The organism is Streptomyces sp. NPDC050418 (genome assembly GCF_044458745.1).
Taxonomy (GTDB): domain Bacteria; phylum Actinomycetota; class Actinomycetes; order Streptomycetales; family Streptomycetaceae; genus Streptomyces.
On record NZ_JBITIG010000007.1, the window covers coordinates 92,613 to 110,055 of the forward strand.

16 protein-coding genes are annotated in these 17,443 nt (G+C 71.3%); 6 read left to right on the plus strand and 10 right to left on the minus strand.

Annotated elements, in window-relative coordinates:
- Positions 1-194: 194 nt before the first annotated feature.
- Complete coding sequence (locus ACIBI4_RS18150; protein WP_399204914.1) at positions 195-1,622, plus strand: glutamate decarboxylase; 1,428 nt, start codon at positions 195-197, stop codon at positions 1,620-1,622.
- A gap of 93 nt (positions 1,623-1,715) precedes the next feature.
- Here ACIBI4_RS18150 and ACIBI4_RS18155 read toward each other — a convergent pair whose 3' ends face one another.
- Positions 1,716-2,669, minus strand: coding sequence for an SGNH/GDSL hydrolase family protein (locus tag ACIBI4_RS18155; RefSeq protein WP_399204915.1), 954 nt, complete (start codon positions 2,667-2,669; stop codon positions 1,716-1,718).
- A 118-nt stretch (positions 2,670-2,787) separates the two neighbouring features.
- The gene (locus ACIBI4_RS18160) at positions 2,788-4,017 is read right to left on the minus strand and encodes an exo-alpha-sialidase (protein WP_399204916.1); all 1,230 of its coding nucleotides are present in this window, start codon (positions 4,015-4,017) and stop codon (positions 2,788-2,790) included.
- Between the two features lie 343 nt (positions 4,018-4,360).
- Here ACIBI4_RS18160 and ACIBI4_RS18165 point away from each other — a divergent pair, with 343 nt between their 5' ends.
- The 3 genes from ACIBI4_RS18165 to ACIBI4_RS18175 all read left to right on the plus strand — a co-directional run bounded on the left by ACIBI4_RS18165 (position 4,361) and on the right by ACIBI4_RS18175 (position 7,539).
- Entirely contained in the window at positions 4,361-4,948 is a 588-nt protein-coding gene (locus ACIBI4_RS18165; RefSeq protein WP_399204917.1) for a sigma-70 family RNA polymerase sigma factor, read from the plus strand.
- Positions 4,945-5,688 (plus strand): anti-sigma factor domain-containing protein, encoded by a 744-nt coding sequence (locus tag ACIBI4_RS18170; protein WP_399204918.1) that lies wholly within the window; start codon positions 4,945-4,947, stop codon positions 5,686-5,688. The genes ACIBI4_RS18165 and ACIBI4_RS18170 overlap by 4 nt, the downstream gene beginning before the upstream one ends.
- Positions 5,689-5,982: 294 nt before the next feature.
- On the plus strand, positions 5,983-7,539 hold the full coding sequence (locus ACIBI4_RS18175) for a molybdopterin-dependent oxidoreductase (protein ID WP_399205287.1): 1,557 nt from the start codon (positions 5,983-5,985) through the stop codon (positions 7,537-7,539).
- A 118-nt stretch (positions 7,540-7,657) separates the two neighbouring features.
- Here the strand turns inward: ACIBI4_RS18175 and ACIBI4_RS18180 are convergent, their stop codons facing one another.
- The 3 genes from ACIBI4_RS18180 to ACIBI4_RS18190 form a co-directional block, all read right to left on the minus strand.
- A complete protein-coding gene (locus ACIBI4_RS18180; protein ID WP_399205288.1) occupies positions 7,658-8,407 on the minus strand; it encodes an ABC transporter permease in 750 nt (249 codons plus the stop codon).
- Positions 8,408-8,484: 77 nt separating this feature from the next.
- Complete coding sequence (locus tag ACIBI4_RS18185) at positions 8,485-9,468, minus strand: ATP-binding cassette domain-containing protein (RefSeq protein WP_399204919.1); 984 nt, start codon at positions 9,466-9,468, stop codon at positions 8,485-8,487.
- Positions 9,469-9,575: 107 nt separating this feature from the next.
- Entirely contained in the window at positions 9,576-10,226 is a 651-nt protein-coding gene (locus tag ACIBI4_RS18190) for a PadR family transcriptional regulator (RefSeq protein WP_399204920.1), read from the minus strand.
- 49 nt (positions 10,227-10,275) lie between these two features.
- Between ACIBI4_RS18190 and ACIBI4_RS18195 the strand changes: the two genes are divergently transcribed.
- Entirely contained in the window at positions 10,276-10,977 is a 702-nt protein-coding gene (locus ACIBI4_RS18195; protein WP_399205289.1) for a bleomycin resistance protein, read from the plus strand.
- On the opposite strand, the gene ACIBI4_RS18200 is transcribed toward ACIBI4_RS18195, so the two are convergent.
- From ACIBI4_RS18200 to ACIBI4_RS18210, 3 genes are all read right to left on the minus strand, one after another.
- Entirely contained in the window at positions 10,974-11,519 is a 546-nt protein-coding gene (locus ACIBI4_RS18200; RefSeq protein ID WP_399204921.1) for a DinB family protein, read from the minus strand. The two genes, ACIBI4_RS18195 and ACIBI4_RS18200, sit on opposite strands and share 4 nt — an antisense overlap.
- A 101-nt stretch (positions 11,520-11,620) precedes the next feature.
- The gene (locus ACIBI4_RS18205) at positions 11,621-13,078 is read right to left on the minus strand and encodes an aldehyde dehydrogenase family protein (protein ID WP_399204922.1); all 1,458 of its coding nucleotides are present in this window, start codon (positions 13,076-13,078) and stop codon (positions 11,621-11,623) included.
- 70 nt (positions 13,079-13,148) lie between these two features.
- A complete protein-coding gene (locus ACIBI4_RS18210) occupies positions 13,149-14,012 on the minus strand; it encodes a helix-turn-helix domain-containing protein (RefSeq protein ID WP_399204923.1) in 864 nt (287 codons plus the stop codon).
- Between the two features lie 275 nt (positions 14,013-14,287).
- On the opposite strand from ACIBI4_RS18210, the gene ACIBI4_RS18215 reads away from it, so the two are divergent.
- A complete protein-coding gene (locus ACIBI4_RS18215; protein ID WP_399204924.1) occupies positions 14,288-14,779 on the plus strand; it encodes an ATP-binding protein in 492 nt (163 codons plus the stop codon).
- 57 nt (positions 14,780-14,836) lie between these two features.
- On the opposite strand, the gene ACIBI4_RS18220 is transcribed toward ACIBI4_RS18215, so the two are convergent.
- Together ACIBI4_RS18220 and ACIBI4_RS18225 are read right to left on the minus strand one after the other, a co-directional pair.
- Positions 14,837-15,058: a DUF397 domain-containing protein gene (locus ACIBI4_RS18220; RefSeq protein WP_399205290.1), complete on the minus strand. Its 222-nt coding sequence runs from the start codon at positions 15,056-15,058 to the stop codon at positions 14,837-14,839.
- Between the two features lie 181 nt (positions 15,059-15,239).
- Positions 15,240-17,384, minus strand: coding sequence for an FUSC family protein (locus ACIBI4_RS18225; protein WP_399204925.1), 2,145 nt, complete (start codon positions 17,382-17,384; stop codon positions 15,240-15,242).
- Positions 17,385-17,443 lie beyond the last annotated feature (59 nt).

Here is a 17,443-nt window from a genome sequence, read left to right on the forward strand (position 1 = left end):
GTCCCGACCGGCTCCCGTCCCGGCCGGCGGTGGTCCTGTCCGGCCGGTGCTCCCCGGTACGTCTTCACCTTGAGGCCTCACGTGGCGTGAGGTGCAAGCCGGACGCACGGGCGGAGTCCCGGGGCGACCTCTCGGGCTGATACATCCCGTATGCCCGTTTAGTGTGGCGAGGGGGTCCACCCGAGGAGTCGAGCATGTCCCTGCACCGCGGCGCAGCCCCGCACCACGGCGACGAGAACGAGCTGCGCAGGCTCGCCATGAACCCTTTCCTCGGCGAGGCCGACCCGCTGGGCGGGATGACCGAGGCCCCGCCCCGGCACCGGATGCCCGCCGGGCCGCTGCCACCGGCCACCGCGTACCAGCTGGTCCACGACGAGCTGATGCTCGACGGCAACGCGCGGCTCAACCTCGCCACCTTCGTCACCACCTGGATGGAGCCGCAGGCCGGGGTCCTGATGGCGGAGTGCCGGGACAAGAACATGATCGACAAGGACGAGTACCCGCGGACCGCCGAGCTTGAGCGGCGGTGCGTGGCGATGCTCGCCGATCTGTGGCACGCGCCGGACCCGCAGGCCGCCGTCGGCTGCTCGACCACCGGGTCGAGCGAGGCCTGCATGCTCGCCGGGATGGCGATGAAGCGGCGCTGGGCGCAGAAGAACGCCGACCGGTACCCCTCGCGCGAGGCGCGGCCCAATCTGGTGATGGGCGCGAACGTGCAGGTGTGCTGGGAGAAGTTCTGCACCTTCTGGGAGGTCGAGGCGCGGCTCGTACCGATGGACGGGTCCCGGTTCCACATGGACGCGGCCTCGGCGGTGGAGCTCTGCGACGAGAACACCATCGGCGTGGTGGCCGTGCTCGGCTCCACCTTCGACGGCTCCTACGAACCCGTCGCGGACATCTGCGCCGCGCTCGACGCCCTGCAGGACGGGACCGGGCTCGACATCCCCGTGCATGTGGACGGCGCCTCGGGCGGGATGATCGCGCCGTTTCTCGACGAGGACCTGATGTGGGACTTCCGGCTGCCGCGGGTCGCGTCCATCAACACCTCAGGGCACAAGTACGGACTCGTGTATCCGGGGGTGGGCTGGGCGCTGTGGCGCTCGGCCGAGCAGCTGCCCGAGGAACTTGTCTTCCGCGTGAACTACCTGGGCGGCGACATGCCGACCTTCGCCCTCAACTTCTCGCGGCCGGGCGCCCAGGTCGTCGCGCAGTACTACACCTTCCTTCGGCTCGGCCGCGAGGGCTACCGGGCCGTCCAGCAGGCCGCGCGGGACGTGGCGCGCGGTCTCGCCGAACGGATCGAGGCCATGGGCGACTTCCGGCTGCTGACTCGCGGCGACCAGCTGCCGGTCTTCGCCTTCACGACCGCGCCCGACGTGACGGCATTCGACGTCTTCGACGTGTCGCGGCGGCTGCGGGAACGGGGCTGGCTGGTGCCCGCCTATACGTTCCCTGCGAACCGGGAGGACCTGTCGGTGCTGCGCATCGTCTGCCGCAACGGCTTCTCGGCGGACCTGGCCGCACTCCTCGTCGAGGACCTGAACCGCCTCCTGCCCGAACTCCGCAACCAGCCGCATCCGCTGGGCACGGACGAGTCGAAGGCGACGGCATTTCATCACTGAGGGTGGGGGGCCGGACCCGGCCTCGGGTGGGGCCTGGGCCGGGTCCGGTGCTCGGGTGGTCCGGTGCTCGGGTGGGTCCGGTGCTCGGGTGGGTCAGCGGCCTCCGTGTCCGTGGTGATGGCCGTGGTGGTGGCCGTGGTGATGGCCGTGGTGGCGGACCGTGTTGACCACGGCTCCCGCCATCGCCGCCTCCCCCTTCGCGTTGGGGTGGAAGGGCGCGGCGGGACTGGTCGGGACCAGCGGCTCGACCCAGCGGGTGTCGGGGGCCTGGCAGACGTCGTGGCCGATGGTCGGGGTGTACGTGTCCACGAAGCGCGCGCGGTTGTCGCGCGCCGTGTCGCGGAGCATCGCATTGAGCCGCTTGCCGGTGTCGCGCAGATACGGGACATCGCCCTCGGCCATCTGCACGTTCGGCCAGCAGCCCTTGCCGCTGTCCGCGACGATCACCGGATAGCCGACGACATACACCCGCGCGCGGGGCGCCCGGTCATGGATCGCGTCGACCACCTTCTCGATCTTCGCCGCCGTGTCGGCGATCCGCTGCGCCAACTGGTCGGTGCCGCCTGCTGTGTAGTGCTTCTGGCACGGATTGCCCGTGGGGTCGCCGAAGCTGAGCTGCGTACAGGTCCCCACGATCTCGCCGAAGCCGATGTCATTGCCGCCTATGCCCACCGTGACCAGCGTGGTCTTGCGGTCGAGCGCATCGAGCTGCGGCGGGTTGGTGCCCTGCTGCTGCCACATGTGGGCGGTGGTCGCACCGCCACAGCTGGCGTCCTTGAACGAGCCCACCTTGAGCGCCCAGGCCGCCACGGACGGGTAATTGCGGTTGGACCGCCCGCAGTTGGCATCGACCTGATCCGGGATCCCGGGCCCCGAGGTGTACGAGTCCCCGAGCGCGACATAGCGCTCCTTGTGCGCAGGCCGCGCCTCGGCCGGTGTGGCCGTGGCCGCGACGAGCAGCGCTGCCGCCCCGCCCGCGGCGAGGGCGCCGAGGGCCGCCCGCCGGCTTCTGCCGCCCCGTACCGTGGTCTCCGAGTGCTCCGCCACGCTTGCCTCCCGCTCCGCTGCCGCCAGGGGTACTGACCGGTCGGTAGCGTCGGGGTGGCGCGAGGCCCTGTCAATGGATCCGGCAGGAATGGGGCGGCGGACTCCGCAACTTCGCCCGCTAAGAGCCGAGTTGGAAGCTGTGCCAGCGCACCCCGTCCGTCGATATGCGATACGTGCCCTGCCCGTAGGAGCTGGTCCACAGCCAGCCGATCGGCGTTTCCCGAACCGAGCCCGCGATGCCGGTCGGGCCCTCGCCCCGGTGGAAGGTGCGGCCGCCCGTGTCGCTGGTCCACACCCCGTTCTCCCCGTACACCGTCAGCGTCATGTCGCCGGCGGAGACCGCGCCCAGGGTGGAGCGGGGTTCGACGCCCGGCTTGAACGCCCAGACGCGGGTCCACGTCAGACCGGAACCGTCCATGCGGTGAATCGTCAGCAGCCCGTTCTTCACGCCCTCCTCCTCGGGCAGCATGCCGTGCTGCAGCGCGAAGGTGCCCGCGCGGCCCGAGACGATCGAGAACGTGCCGTGCGGCTCGGCCGAAGCGCCCGTCATCTGCGTCTCCTTCCAGCTGCGCCCCCGGTCCCAGCTGACCATCAGCGCGAACCCGTCACCGCTTCCCGCCTTCCCCTGCGCATACAGATCCGGCTCGGCCCCCTCCACCGGGAACACCTCGCCCTTCAGCGGAGGCTGATGGGCCAGCGCCCGGTACTCGCCCGTGTCCGGCATGATCACCGCGAGGCGGGAGCGGGCGCACCCGTTGCCCTCGTCGTCCACCCGCGTGCACACCGAGGTCAGCCGGGCGCCCTCCGGGGCGGCGGCGATGGTGCGGCGCGCGCTCGTGGTGCCCGCACGCCACGTACGGCCCCCGTCGCGGGTGAACCACGTGCGGTCCCCCACCAGTTGACTGCCCTCCCTGATCAGCGCCCGGTCCTTGCCGAGCGCCAGAAGATCGGCCGTGACGCCGTCATCGGGCGCCGTCTCCCGTAACGGGGAGGACGGCGTGAGCCGCCAGGCGTCCGCCCCCGGCCGGAGCACGGCGACGCGCTGCACGCAGCCGCGCGTGCTCCCCTCGTCCTGCGGGCACTCGGCGAGCAGCGCGAACCCGGAGCCGTCCGCCGCGAACCCCGGCGCATGGGACCACCCCGGCAGCCCTTTCGCCGAAGGGATCCGCGGCGGCTCCGGCCCGGCCCGCCCGGGTGTCCCGGGCGGCTGCGCCCGCGACACCCGCTCCCCCGGCGGCTTCCCCCCGCCCTCGCTCTCCCCGCCCGCCGATCCGCTGCAGCCCGCGACGAGCAGGGCCGCCGCGCTCAGCACCGCCACCAACGCTCGTTGCCCGTACACCCAGTTCATGGCACCCCCGGCCACCGGCGCCGACCGCATCGGGCGGACGGCGTGTACTTCTGATACACCGGCCGCCGCGCCGAGGTTCCACTCCGCCCGACGCCACTTTTCGTGGTCTTCTCATGACCATCGCCATCGCCATCGCCATCGCCATCGCCGGTCGCCGGTCGCCGGTCGCCGGTCGCCGGCCACCAGGTCACGGCGACCGGCCACCGGCCACCGGCCACCGGCCAACCGTCGCCAATCGCCACATCACCACCGCCGTGCCCGACCGCCGACACAATCTCCTCCCCCGACCAATCCGAACGCCGCCCGGCTCCGAAGAATCCGTGAGGAAGGGAGTGCTGTGAGGGTGCCTGACAGCAACAGCGAGGCCGCGCCGCCCCCGCCGCGGGGGACGGATCTGGAGGCATGTCTGACCCGGACCGCGCGCGGCGACCAGGAGGCGTTCGCGCAGGTCTACGACCGGGTCAGCGCTCCGGTGCTCGGCCTGGTGCGCAGCGTGCTGCGTGATCCGGCCCAGTCCGAGGAGGTCGCCCAGGAGGTCCTGGTCGAGGTGTGGCGTACGGCTGCGAAGTTCCGGCCGGAGAAGGGCAGTGCCATGGCCTGGGTGATGACGATGGCGCACCGGCGGTCGGTGGACCGGGTGCGGTCGGTGCAGGCGGCGACCGCGCGCGAGCACAAGGCCGCGCTCCTGGAGCGGACCCCGGCGTACGACGAAGTGGCCGAGCAGGTCGAGACCCGCCTGGAGCAGCAGCGCGTACGGCGCTGTCTGGGCGCCCTGACCAAGGTGCAGCGCGAAGCGGTGACCCTCGCGTACTACCGCGGGCTCACGTATCGCGAGGTCGCCCAGCTCCTCACCCTGCCGCTCGGCACCGTGAAGACCCGGCTGCGGGACGGTCTGATCCGGCTGCGCGACTGCCTGGGGGTGAGCGTATGACCACCGCCGAACTCCACATGGCGACCGGCGCCTACGTCCTGCACGCGCTGTCGCCCGCGGAGCGCACCGAGTTCGAACGGCATCTGGCGGCCTGCGGGGCCTGCGAGCAGGAGGTGGCCGAACTCGCCGCCACCGCCGCGCGCCTCGGCCTGGCCGTCGCGGTCGCGGCGCCGGAGCGGATGCGGGACGACGTGCTGCGGCGGATCACGACCGTGCGGCAGGACCCGCCCCAGGTGCCCGTACGCACGAAGGTCCGCGGCTGGACGCGCACCGCGCCCCGGTGGGCGCTGGCCGCCTGTCTGGCCGTCGCCGCCGCGTTCGGCGGGGTCGCCGTCTGGCAGTACCAGGCCGGGCGGGACGCGATGACGACCGCGCGCGAGGCCGAGGCGCGCGCCGCCGAACTGGCGGAGGTGCTGGCCGCGCCCGACGCGAAGGTGGCCGTCGGCAGCCTCGGGGACGGCGCGCGCGGCACGGTGATCGTGTCGCGCGAACGGGACCGTGCGGCGTTCATCGCCGCCGGGCTGCCGAAGCCGCCGGACGGCAAGGTGTACCAGCTGTGGTTCGACGACGGGGACGCGATGCGCCCGGCGGGCCTGCTCAGCGGCCAGGGTTCGGACCGCACCGTGCTCCTCGACGGGAAGATCGGCGGGGCGACCGGCATGGGCATCACCGTCGAACCGGCGGGCGGTTCGCCCCAGCCGACGACTGATCCGGTGGGGCTGATGAAGTTCCCGGCGTAGGCCGCGTCCGGTCCTGTCCTCGCATCCCCTCGTCGCCCGAAGGGCGCCCAGCCGCGCGGGAGCCGCCGTCACAGCGGCACGTACTGGGCGTCGCGGTGCTCGGCCGGCCTCGGCGAATGCGCTCTGACGTGCACCTTTCGAGTGAACGGCCAATCCGGGCGGGGGTGAGGCGCCGAATGAAGGAGCGTGAGGAGAAACAGACCGACCGACCCCGCCGACCCGACAGACCCGACTGACCCGGCTGACCCGGCTGACCCGGCTGGATCCACCGTCCGGCGCAGGCGCTTCCCGCCCATCCGCCCCCTCCCCTCCCTCGCGGCCGCGGCGACCGGTGCGCTCGCCGGTCTCGTGGCCGCCTATGGCGCGCTCGCCGTCGCCGAGTTGGCCGCTGCGGCCGTACGGCCCGAGGCGGGGCCCGTCACGGCGGTCGGCGGCGCGGCCATCGACCGGACGCCGTCCGGGGTGAAGGACTGGGCGATCCGGCAGTTCGGCACCGCCGACAAGCTGGTGCTGCAGCTGGGGATCGTCGCGGTGCTCGCCCTGTTCGCGGCCGCGCTCGGGGTGCTGGCGCTGCGCGGGCGGCGCATCGCGTCGGCCGGGGTGCTGCTCTTCGGCGTGGTCGGCGCGCTGGCGGCGGCCACCCGGCCCGACTCCACGAGCGCACTCGACGCGCTGCCGTCGCTGGCCGGCGCGGTGGCGGGTGCCGGGGCGCTGTACGTCCTCTCCGGGTACGCGGGGGACGCCGTACGGGGTGGGGCCGGCCCCGAACGCCGCCGCTTCCTCCTCGCCACCGCCGGAGCCGCCGTGGCGGCCACCGGTGCGGGCCTCGCAGGACGGAGTCTGAACGCGACCTCCGCCGCCGAGGCCGAGGCCTCGCGCGGTGCCGTCCGGCTGCCCACGCCCGCCTCGCCGGCGCCCCCGCTCCCGCGTGGGGTGGATCTGAAGATCCGTGGAGTCGCCCCGTACACCACACCGAACGACGACTTCTACCGCGTGGACACCGCCCTCACCGTGCCCCGCGTGGACGCGGACCGGTGGCGGCTCCGGGTGCGCGGCGAGGGAGTCGACGACCCGCGCGTCCACTCGTTCGACGACTTGCTCCGCCGTGCGGTCATCGAGCGCGACATCACCCTGACCTGCGTTTCCAACGAGGTCGGCGGCCCGTACATCAGCTCCGCGCGCTGGCTCGGCGTCCGTCTGAAGGATCTGCTCGCCGAGGCCGGGGTGCGGCCGCCGTCCAAGGGCGGGCCCGCCGACCAGCTGGTCGCGCGGTCCGTGGACGGGATGACGCTCGGCACCCCGGTGGAGGCCGTGATGGACGGCCGCGACGCGATGCTCGCGTTCGGCATGAACGGCGAACCGCTGCCCTTCGACCACGGTTTCCCGGTCCGGATGCTGGTCCCCGGGCTCTACGGCTATGTGTCCGCCTGCAAGTGGATCGAGGACATCGAACTGACCACTTTCGACGCGTACGACCCGTACTGGGTGAAGCGCGACTGGGCACGCGAGGCGCCGGTCAAGACGCAGTCGCGGATCGACACCCCGAAGCCGTTCAGCCGTCCCCCGGCCGGAAGGGTCACCGTCGCCGGGGTGGCCTGGGCCCAGCACACCGGTATCGACCGGGTCGAGGTCCGCGTGGACGACGGCCCCTGGCAGGACGCGCGGCTGGCCGCCGAGGGACCGCTCGACACCTGGCGGCAGTGGAGCTGGGAGTGGCCCGCCACCGCCGGTTCGCACACCCTCCAGGTCCGCGCCACCGACCGCACGGGCACGACGCAGACCTCCGAGCGCACGGGAACGATCCCGGACGGCGCCTCCGGATGGCACTCGGTGGTGGTCAACGTGAGCTGACCGTACGACCGTTGCGGAGGCGAGCTGCGCGCCGGGCCGACACCCCGCGAGCCGCACACGCAGCGGTACGGCCGAGGGGCCGGTCCGCACCGGACCGGCCCCCACTCCTTCGTCACGCCTACTTGCTGAGCCGCGCGAACCTCCGTACCGCCAGCGGGAAGAACACCGCGACAAGGACCACCGGCCACACGACCGCGAGCGGCATCGCGTGCTCGGAGGCCCAGGAGGACGACGGGATCCCGCCGTCGTTGCCGAACAGCTCACGGGTCGCGGTGGCCGTCGCCGACATCGGGTTCCACTCGACGACCGTGCCCAGCCAGCCCGGCATGGAGTCCGGTGTCGCGAACGCGTTGGACAGGAAACCGACCGGCCAGACAAGGATCTGCACAGCCATCACCAGCTCCGGCCTGCCCGCGATCATCGCGAGGTGGATGCCCATCCACAGCATCGCGAAGCGCAGCAGGAGCAGCAGGCCCATCGCACCGAGCACCGCCGCGAACGAGCCGTGCCAGCGCCAGCCGACCGCGAGTCCCACGCCCATCAGGAGAACGAGCGAGAGCAGGGACTGGAGCATGTCGGCGGCCGAACGGCCCACCAGGACGGCCCCATTGGTCATCGGCATGGACCGGAAGCGGTCCACCACACCCTTGTTGAGGTCCTGGGTGACCGCGACCATCGTGGCGTCCAGGCCGAAGGCCATGGTCAGGGCGAACATGCCGGGCACCAGGTACTCGCGGTAGTTGCCCTCGATGCCGAGGCCGCCGCCCATCAGGAAGCCGAACATCAGGAGCAGCATCACCGGGAACGCGAGGCCCACGACGACCTGCACCGGCTGCCGTGTCCAGTGCAGCAGCTCGCGGCGGGTCATGGTCCAGGAGTCGGTGAGGGCCCAGCCCGCCTTGGAGCCCTTCGCGCCCGCCGCCCTCACGTCGATCGCCGTCGTACTCACGCGTCCTCCTTCACTTCGGTGCCGCGCCTGTCGGACCCGAGGCCGTCCGGCGGCTCGGTGCCGGGCCCGGTGAGGTCGAGGAAGACCTCGTCCAGGGTCGGCCGGCGCAGTGCGATGTCCTCGGCCTCGATCCCGGCCTCCTCCAGGGCCCGTACGACCCGGGTGAGCGCCGCCATCCGGTCCGCGACCGGGGCGCTGACCAGACGGCGGTCCGCGTCGACCGTGGCCTCGCCCGGCAGCAGGGCCGCGGCGCGGGCGAGCTGGGACTCCTGGTGCAGGACCACGTCGATCCGGTCGCCGCCCGTCTTCGCCTTGAGCTCGTCGGAGGTGCCGTCCGCGATGACCCGCCCCTGGTCGATCACGGAGATCCGGTGCGCCAGCTGGTCCGCCTCCTCCAGGTACTGGGTCGTGAGCAGCACGGTCGTCCCGCCGCCGACCAGCGAGCGGACCGCGCTCCAGACCTCACCGCGCGCCCGCGGGTCGAGGCCGGTGGTCGGCTCGTCGAGGAAGAGCACCTCGGGGTCGGTGATCAGCGAGGCGGCGAGGTCGAGCCGGCGGCGCATCCCGCCGCTGTACTGCTTGACGGCCTTGCCGCCGGTGTCGGCGAGCCCGAACCGTTCGAGGAGCTCGCCCGCGCGGGCCCGCGAGCGGCGGGCGCCCAGGTGGTGGAGCCGGGCGAACATCTCCAGGTTCTGCAGCCCGCTGAGCTCCTCGTCGACGGCGGCGTGCTGGCCGAGCAGCCCGATGCGGCGCCGTACGTCATCGGCGTGCGTACGGACGTCGTATCCGGCGACCCGGACCTCTCCCTCGTCGTGCCGCAGCAGGGTCGCGGCGATCCGGACGGCCGTGGTCTTGCCCGCCCCGTTCGGGCCGAGCACCGCGTGCACGGTGCCGCGGGCGACGGTCAGATCGAGCCCGTCGAGCGCCGCCTTCTTCCCGTAGGCCTTCCGTACGCCTTCGATGCTGATCGCGTCGGTCATGGGCCCCCTTCAACCTTGAGACATTAATCAAACTTGACTACCGGAGTACGAAAGTAACGCGCCCGACCCGGTTAGTCAAACTTGATTAATGCGCGGCCCGCGGCCCGCTACTCCGCGTCCCCGGGATGCGGCTCCCCCGTCGCGTACGGGTTCTCCTGCTCCTCGGCGAGGATCCCGACGAACGGCTCGCCCTCGCCGGAGAACGTGTACGCGCCGCCCTCGATCCGCTCGATCAGGCCGCGCGTCCACTCCGCGCCCGCGTCCGCCGAGTGGATCCAGAGGTGCATGATCTCGCCGATGTGGCCGAGCTGCTCCGGCCCGTCCTCGGGGATGTAGTGCGCGGTGACGCCCGCGCGCCAGGCCTCGATCGCCTCGATGCGCCGCTTCAGGAGCGAGACGGCCTCCTCGCGGGGCAGGTCGACGATGAAGCCGACCGCCGAGGAGAGCACGTCCATCTTCTGGTCGTACGCGACCAGGGACTCCTTGAGCAGCGCGAAGTACTCCGCCGTGCCCTTCTCCGTCACCTCGTACTCGGTGCGCGGCGGCCCGCCGGCCGTGGACGGCGCGATCTCGTGCGCGAGCAGCAGACCTTGCTTCGCCATCTGCTTGAGCGCGTGGTAGATCGAGCCCGGCTTGGCGTTGGACCACTCGTCGGCGCCCCAGAACTCCAGGTCGTTGCGGACCTGGTAGCCGTGCGCGCGGCCGTGCTGACGGACGGCGCCGAGGACGAGCAGACGGATCGCGGAAGGGCCGGACATCCAGGATTCCTTTCTATTCAACTTTGACTAGGCTACCCGTATGACCCATATGGCCACCAGAACGATCCCCATCCTCCCGTGCCGCACCCTCCCGCCCGTACTCGACTTCTACGAGGCACTCGGCTTCGAGGTCACCTTCCTGCAGAAGAGCCCCAATCCGTACGCCGTCGTCGCGTACGGCGACATCGAGCTGCAGTTCTTCGGCCTGAAGGCCTACGACCCCGAGCAGTCGATCAGCACCTGCTACGTCCTCACCGACGAGGTCGACGCCCTGCACACGGCCTTCCGGGCGGGGCTCAAGGCGGCGTACGGCAAGATCCCCACCCGCGGGCTGCCGCGGATCGGCCCGCTCAAGGACATGTCGTACGGCGTGCGGCAGTTCCTGATGACGGATCCGGGCGGGAACTGCATCCGGATCGGCCGCAAGACCAGCGAGGACCAGCATCACCGGCCCGCCCCCGAGGAGACCTTCGCGCGGGCGCTGCACCACGCGTCCCTGTTCGCCGACTCCAAGGAGGATCCGGCCGGCGCGGCGAAGATCCTCGACCGGGTTCTGTCCCTCACGGACGAGCAGCCCACCGCCGTGCAGCTCCTGAAGCTGCTGGTCCTGCGGGCGGATGTGGCGCTGCGGCTCGGGGACGAGGAGACGGCCGCCACGGCGACGCAAAGGGCCGCCGCGGTCCAACTCTCCGCCGAGGAACGGGAGTCGGTCCGCGACGCCCTCGAACGCCTGGAGGAACTGGGCGGCTAGCCCTCGTCCGGCCCCCGCTCCTCCGCCACCAGATCCCACGCCGACTTGCCGTCCAGGGACTCGCGGATGATGTCCGCGTGCCCCGCGTGCCGGTTGATCTCACGGATGAGGTGCAGTCCGACCCAGCGCAGCGAGACCTCCTCCTTCGGGAACCAGGGGGCCTCCGGCAGCGGAAAGGTCACATCGAGGTCGGGGGCCGAGCCGAGGAACTCCTCGGTCTCGTCGGCGACTTGCTTCCAGTACGCGAGCTGCGAGGCCACCGTCTCGTCGCGGACGAGCGTGAAGCACTCGTGCCAGTTGGACTCGTCGCGCTGCACCCGCTCCGGCTCGCCCTTCGCGCGGGCGATCCAGCCCTGCTCGACCTCGGCGACATGCTTGATCAGGCCGGCCAGCGAGAGCTCGCTCGCGCTGGGCTTCGACGAGGCCTGCTCGTCGCTCAGACCGAGCACCGTACGACGGATACCGCCCCGGGCCTCGTCGATGAACGCGAGCAGTGCCGTGCGCTCGTCGCTCTGCGCCTGTGCCGATACGTGGGTGACCATGATCCGTCCGCCTTTCGCAGCCTCTGTCCCTGCCGACAGAAACCACGCTACGGACCCTTGCGGTCAGCCGCTGTCCTAATGCCGGACGGCAGACCCGGCGGCTACAGCGGGAACTCGCTCCGCCCGTGCTGCACCGAGATCCACTTCTGTGTGGTGAAGGCCTCGACGGTCGCGTCCCCGTTGAGGCGCCCGAGCCCGGAGTGCTTCTCACCGCCGAACGCGACGAACGGCTCGTCGTGCACCGTTCCGTCGTTGACGTGCATCATCCCGGTCTCGATGCGCTTGGCGAAGCGCACCCCGCGCTCGACGTCGCCCGTGTGCACCGCGCCGCTCAGGCCGTACGGAGTGTCGTTGGCGAGCCGCACCGCGTGCTCCTCGCCGTCGAACGGCACGAGGAGCGCCACCGGGCCGAAGATCTCCTGGCGCAGGATCGGCGAGTCGGCGGGCAGTCCGGTCAGGACGGTCGGCTCCACCAGATTGCCGACGGTACGGCCCTGGACGAGCGCCGTGGCGCCCTCGTCGAGCGCCTCCTTGACGAGGGCCGCGAGCGCGTCCGCCTGGAACTCGTTGATCACGGGACCGAGCTGGGTCTCGGGGTCCCGCGGGTCGCCCGTCCTCAACTCCCGTACACGGGCGAGGAACTTGGGCGTGAACTCGTCCCACAGCGAGCGGTCCACCAGGATGCGGTTGGCGGCCATGCAGACCTGGCCCTGGTAGATGAAGCGGCTGAAGACCGCCGCGTCCACCGCGTAGTCCACATCGGCGTCGTCGAGGACCACCAGGGCGCTGTTGCCGCTGAGTTCGAGGATGGCCTTCTTGAAGTGGGCGGCCGTGACGGCGCCGACATGGCGGCCGACGCGGTCCGAGCCCGCAAAGGAGATCACCTTCGGGACGGGGTGCTCGATCAGCGCGTCACCGATCTCGGCGATGTCCGTGACCAGCACGTTCAGCAGACCGGGCGGCAGGCCCGCGTCCTCGAAGATCTTGGCTATCAGACCGCCGCCGACCACCGGGGTGTTCTGGTTCGGCTTGATGACCACGCCGTTGCCGAGCGCGAGCGCCGGCGCCACGGACTTGAGGGTCACCAGGAACGGGAAGTTGAACGGGCTGATCACCCCGACCACCCCGACGGGGTTGCGGTAGAGCCGGTTCTCCTTGCCGGGCGTCGGCGAGGCGATGATGCGGCCCTCGGGGATCAGCGCGAGCTGGATCGCCTCGCGCAGGAACTCCTTGGCGAGGTGGACCTCGTAGCGCGCCTTCAGACGGGTGCCGCCGAGCTCGTCGATGATCGCCTCGACGATCTCGTCCTCGAGCTCCTCGGTGACGGCAAGCGCCCGCTCGATGACCGTCCTGCGGTCGTACGGAGAGGTGGCGGCCCACTCCTTCTGGACCCGCTCGGCCGCGCGGTAGGCCTCGTCGACCTCGAAGCGCGAGGCCACGGTGATGGCGGTGAGCTTCTCCCCGTTGTACGGGTTGAAGTCGATGATGTCCCACGAGCCGTTGCCCGTACGCCACTCACCGTCGATGTACTGCCGTCCCAGGTCGGTGAAGAAGGACATGCGACCCCTTACCGCGTCACCGCGATCCCCGTTACGACAGCTTCTGACAAGACGTCATCGTACTTGTGTTTCAAGACAGTTGGAGCAGACCACGGAGCAGATCGCGGGTCTGGTCCGGATTCGGACTGTCCTTCTGGAGGCGCTCCATGGCCTTCTCGTACTGCGCGACCTCCTCGCGCTTGTCCAGGTACAGGGCGCTGGTCAGCTGTTCCAGGTAGACAACGTCGGAAAGGTCCGATTCGGGGAAGCGCAGCAGAGCGAAAGCGCCCGACTCCCCTGAGTGGCCGCCGAAGCTGAACGGCATCACCTGAAGGGTCACATTCGGCCGTTCGGAGACCTCGATCAAATGCTCCAACTGACCGCGCATGACCGATCGGTCACCGTATGGGCGGCGCAGGGCCGCTTCATCGAGTACGCAGTGCAGCCGCGGACCGCGCTCGTCGACGAGAAGTTTCTGGCGCTCAAGGCGCAGCGCGACCCGGCGCTCGATCTCCGCGTGCGCGATGTTCTCCGCATTGCGCGTGACGACCGCGTGCGCGTACGCCTCGGTCTGCAACAGGCCGTGCACGAACTGCACTTCGTACGCGCGGATGAGGGAGGCGGCGCCTTCGAGCCCGACGTACGTCTGGAACCAGCCGGGCAGGACGTCCGAGTAACTGTGCCACCAGCCCGCCACATTGGCCTCGCGCGCGAGGTCCAGCAGAGGGCCGCGCTCGGCCTCGGCCGTGACGCCGTACAGCGTCAGGAGATCCTCGACGTCCCTCGCCTTGAAGCTCACCCGTCCCAACTCCATGCGGCTGATCTTCGATTCGGAGGCACGGATCGAGTAGCCGGCCTGCTCACGGGTGATCCCACGCGACTCCCTCAGACGCCGCAGCTGTGATCCCAGGAGGATCCGCCGCACCACCGAGCCGCTCGACTCCCCAGCCGTCACTGACTTCAACCCTCCCCAGCCCCCTCGGGCCCCTGCAGATGCCGAAGTCTGCCATTAAACGCTCCGGCGCGTACTCATTCGGTTACGGAAACAGGTCCCTCACAGAACGACTACGAAAGAATACGCAGGAAGAAATAAGCAACAACTGGTACTTGAAGGTCCAACTCCGGCACGTGCACGTGCATCTGCCCTTGCATCCGCCGTACGCATTCGGAACGATGGGCCGCGCGCACCACCGCAACATCGCTACGGCCGCGGAACCGGGAGTGCCTCGCATGGGGACGAATGGATCGACCATGCTCGAGCCGTTACGGCAGGGGCTTCCCCCCATCGACCCCTCAGCGGTGTCGAGTGCGGCCTCCTGCGCCTTGCCCGCCCGCTATGAAGCGGTGCGCGGAGCACGGCAGTTCACCCGAAGAACCCTCACCGAGTGGCAGCTCGACGACCGTTTCGACGACGTCGCGCTCGTCGTCTCGGAACTCGTCACCAACGCCCTGCGCCACGCGCTGCCCGCCGACACGGCCCGGGCCGACGACGCGCCCGTGCGGCTGCATCTGATGCGCTGGTCCTCGCGGCTGGTGTGCGCGGTGCGCGACCCCAGCCAGACCAGTCCCGTCTCGCGCGACGAGGAGGCGTTCGAGGACTTCTCGGCCGAGTGCGGCCGCGGCCTCTTCCTCGTGGACTCCTTCGCCGACAGCTGGGGCTGGCATCCCCTGGCCGGGACGCTGGGCGGGAAGGTCGTCTGGGCGCTGTTCCAACTGCCGTAGCAGTGCAGTGCGTTCGGGCCGGGGCCGGCTCCGGCCCGGGCGCTCGGGCCCCTCCTGTCAGGCCCCGGCTATCAGGTGGTCGAACTCGCCGTCCTTGATGCCGAGCAGCATCGCCTCTATCTCCGCGCGCGTGTAGACCAGCGCGGGCCCGTCGGGGAAGTTCGAGTTGCGGACGGCCACCCGGCCCTCCGACAGCCTGGCGAACTCCACGCAGGCACCCTGCGAGTTGCTGTGCCTGCTCTTCTGCCAGACCACCCCGTCGAGCTCTGTGGCCGCCATACCGTTGTACGCGTGATCCACAAGTTGCTCCCGTTGGCACTGTGACTGATGATGCGGTGCGGTCAACTGTCCCGGATCATAGCCGTGTTCACCTGCATATGCATGGGCAGATGCACGTGCACGCGGGGTGCGCACCTGGTTACAGGCCCGCACGCGCCCCCGTCGCTCTACCGGGTAGACGTCAGCGGGGCGGTGAAGGTTCGAGCGCGTCGGACAACTCGTCGAGCCCGTCGAGCAGCAGCCGCGCGCCGCGCAGCACCACCCGGTCGGGTACCCCGTCGCCGTCCCAGCGCTCCAGGCATTCCCGTACGGGCTTCCAGTCGGGCACCTTCCGCTCCCGTACGGCCTTCGCGCCTTGCTCCGTCGCCTCCCGCAGCGCGTCCGCGAGCCGGGCCGCGGCGGGTACGGGCGTCGCGCCGCGCTCGGGCAGATGCGCCTCCATGAGCATGCCGATCCTGGCGATCTGCGCGAGCGCCTCACCTGCGTCGTCGGCGGCGGAGCGGGAGAGTCCGCGATGGCGTACGGGCTCGTTGGCGGCCCGCGCCTTGGCCTCCCGCCAGGCGATCCGCGCGGCCCGTGCGTCGAGCAGCGCCTGGCGCACATCCGGGCAGGCGTGCCCGGCCGGCTCGGCGTAGTGGTGGACCACGGCGGCCGCGTACCGGCCGTCCGCGATCAGCCAGTCGGCGAGGCGGGTGCGCAGCCGCGGTGTCTCCCAGGCCGGGTACACCGCGTACGACAGCATCGCGAGCAGTCCGCCGAGCAGAGTGAGCAGGACGCGCTCGTACACCGTCTGGTTCACATCGGCGCCGATCGTGCCGAGCAGGAAGACGATGTACGCCGCGATCATGACCTGGCCGACGACATAGCCCGTACGCAGCAGCAGGTACATCAGGCCCGCGCAGATGATCGCCAGCGTGATCGACAGCGGGACGCCGGGGTCGGTGACGACCACGATCGCCGAGGCTACGGAGACACCGACGATGGTGCCGCCGAAGCGGGCGACCGCGCGGCCGTACGTCTGCGAGAAGTCCGGGCGCATCACCATCACGGAGGCGAGCGGCGCCCAGTAGCCGTGCCCGAACGGCAGGAACTCCCCGAGGACATAACCGATGACGACCACGGCGGTGACCCGGATCGCGTGCCGCAGATAGGGCGAGCTGCCCTGCCGCAGCTCCTTCTTGAGCGCCCGGGCCGCCTTGGGTCCGAGGGCGGGAACGCTGGGGCGGATGAGAGGGATGGGGCGGGTGTCCGAATGGGTGGGCGTCTGTTGCTGCGGCGCGGGAGCGCGCCGGAAGACCACGGCCAGACGGGTCAGGAAGGTGCGCGGCGGCGCGGCGGCCGTGCCCGGGGCGGCCGTCTCGACGACGTCGTCGAGGAGCGCGCCGAGCCGGGTGGCGGCGCGACGCGGCGGCCCGGCGAGGATCGCGCCCGTGTCGGGTGTGCGCAGCGCCGCGACGGCGGCGGGCGGCAGCGCGACGGGTTCGCCGTGCCGGATCGCGCGGGCCGCCGCGTCCAGGATCTCCCCGGCGGCCGCGAGCAGTTCCCGCACCCGGTCGCGCTCGGGGCCCTCGGCCGCGGCGCCGACCGCCGGGTCGGCGAGGGAGGCGAGGACCGGGCGGATGCGTTCGGCGAGGCCGCGGGCGCCGTGCAGTTCGGCGGGGCGGGTGCGGGCCTGGCGCGCGGTGACGACGGCCGCCTCGCGTGCCGCCATCAGCGGCGCGGGGTCGAAGGGGGCGGTCGGGTCGTGGCGCAGCCGGCGCGCGTAGTCCGCCTCGGCGGCCAGCGCGTCCGCGAGCGCGTCGCGCTGGGCGCCCCAGCGGCGGATCGGGAAGAGCACGATCAGCGCGGCCTGCACGAAGCCGCCCAGGAAGATCACGCCCGCGTGCCCGGCCGCCTCGGGGATGGTGGTGGGCAGGGTGACGGTGACCAGGACCATGGCCACGTTCGACGAGGCGATCACCCCGACGGTCGGGCCGAGCGCCCAGCTCAGACCGGCCACGAAGGTCCATACGGCGAGCAGGCTCAGGAAGATCAGCAGATGGGCGCCCGCGAGATAGCCGAGGAAGGTGGTGATCGCGAGCGTCGTACCCGAGGCGAGCGCGAGCACCGGGCGCGGGCGCCAGCTGCGCTGGAACGTGGCGATCGCCGCCTGGAACGCGCCGAAGGCCGAGCTGACGGCGGCCTCGGGGCCCGCGAGCAGGAAGGTGCTGATCACCACCAGGGCGAGGCCCGCGGTGGCGCGGAGGGCGAAGAGCGGTTCGAGACGGTTGCGCTCGACCTTCAGGCCCGAGCGCGTGGTCTCCTTCAGCGCTCTGAGCCAGCTCACCGTCTCAGGGTACGTCCCGTTTGTACGTGTATGGGGCTTCGCCCCTTGCCCCCTATCGC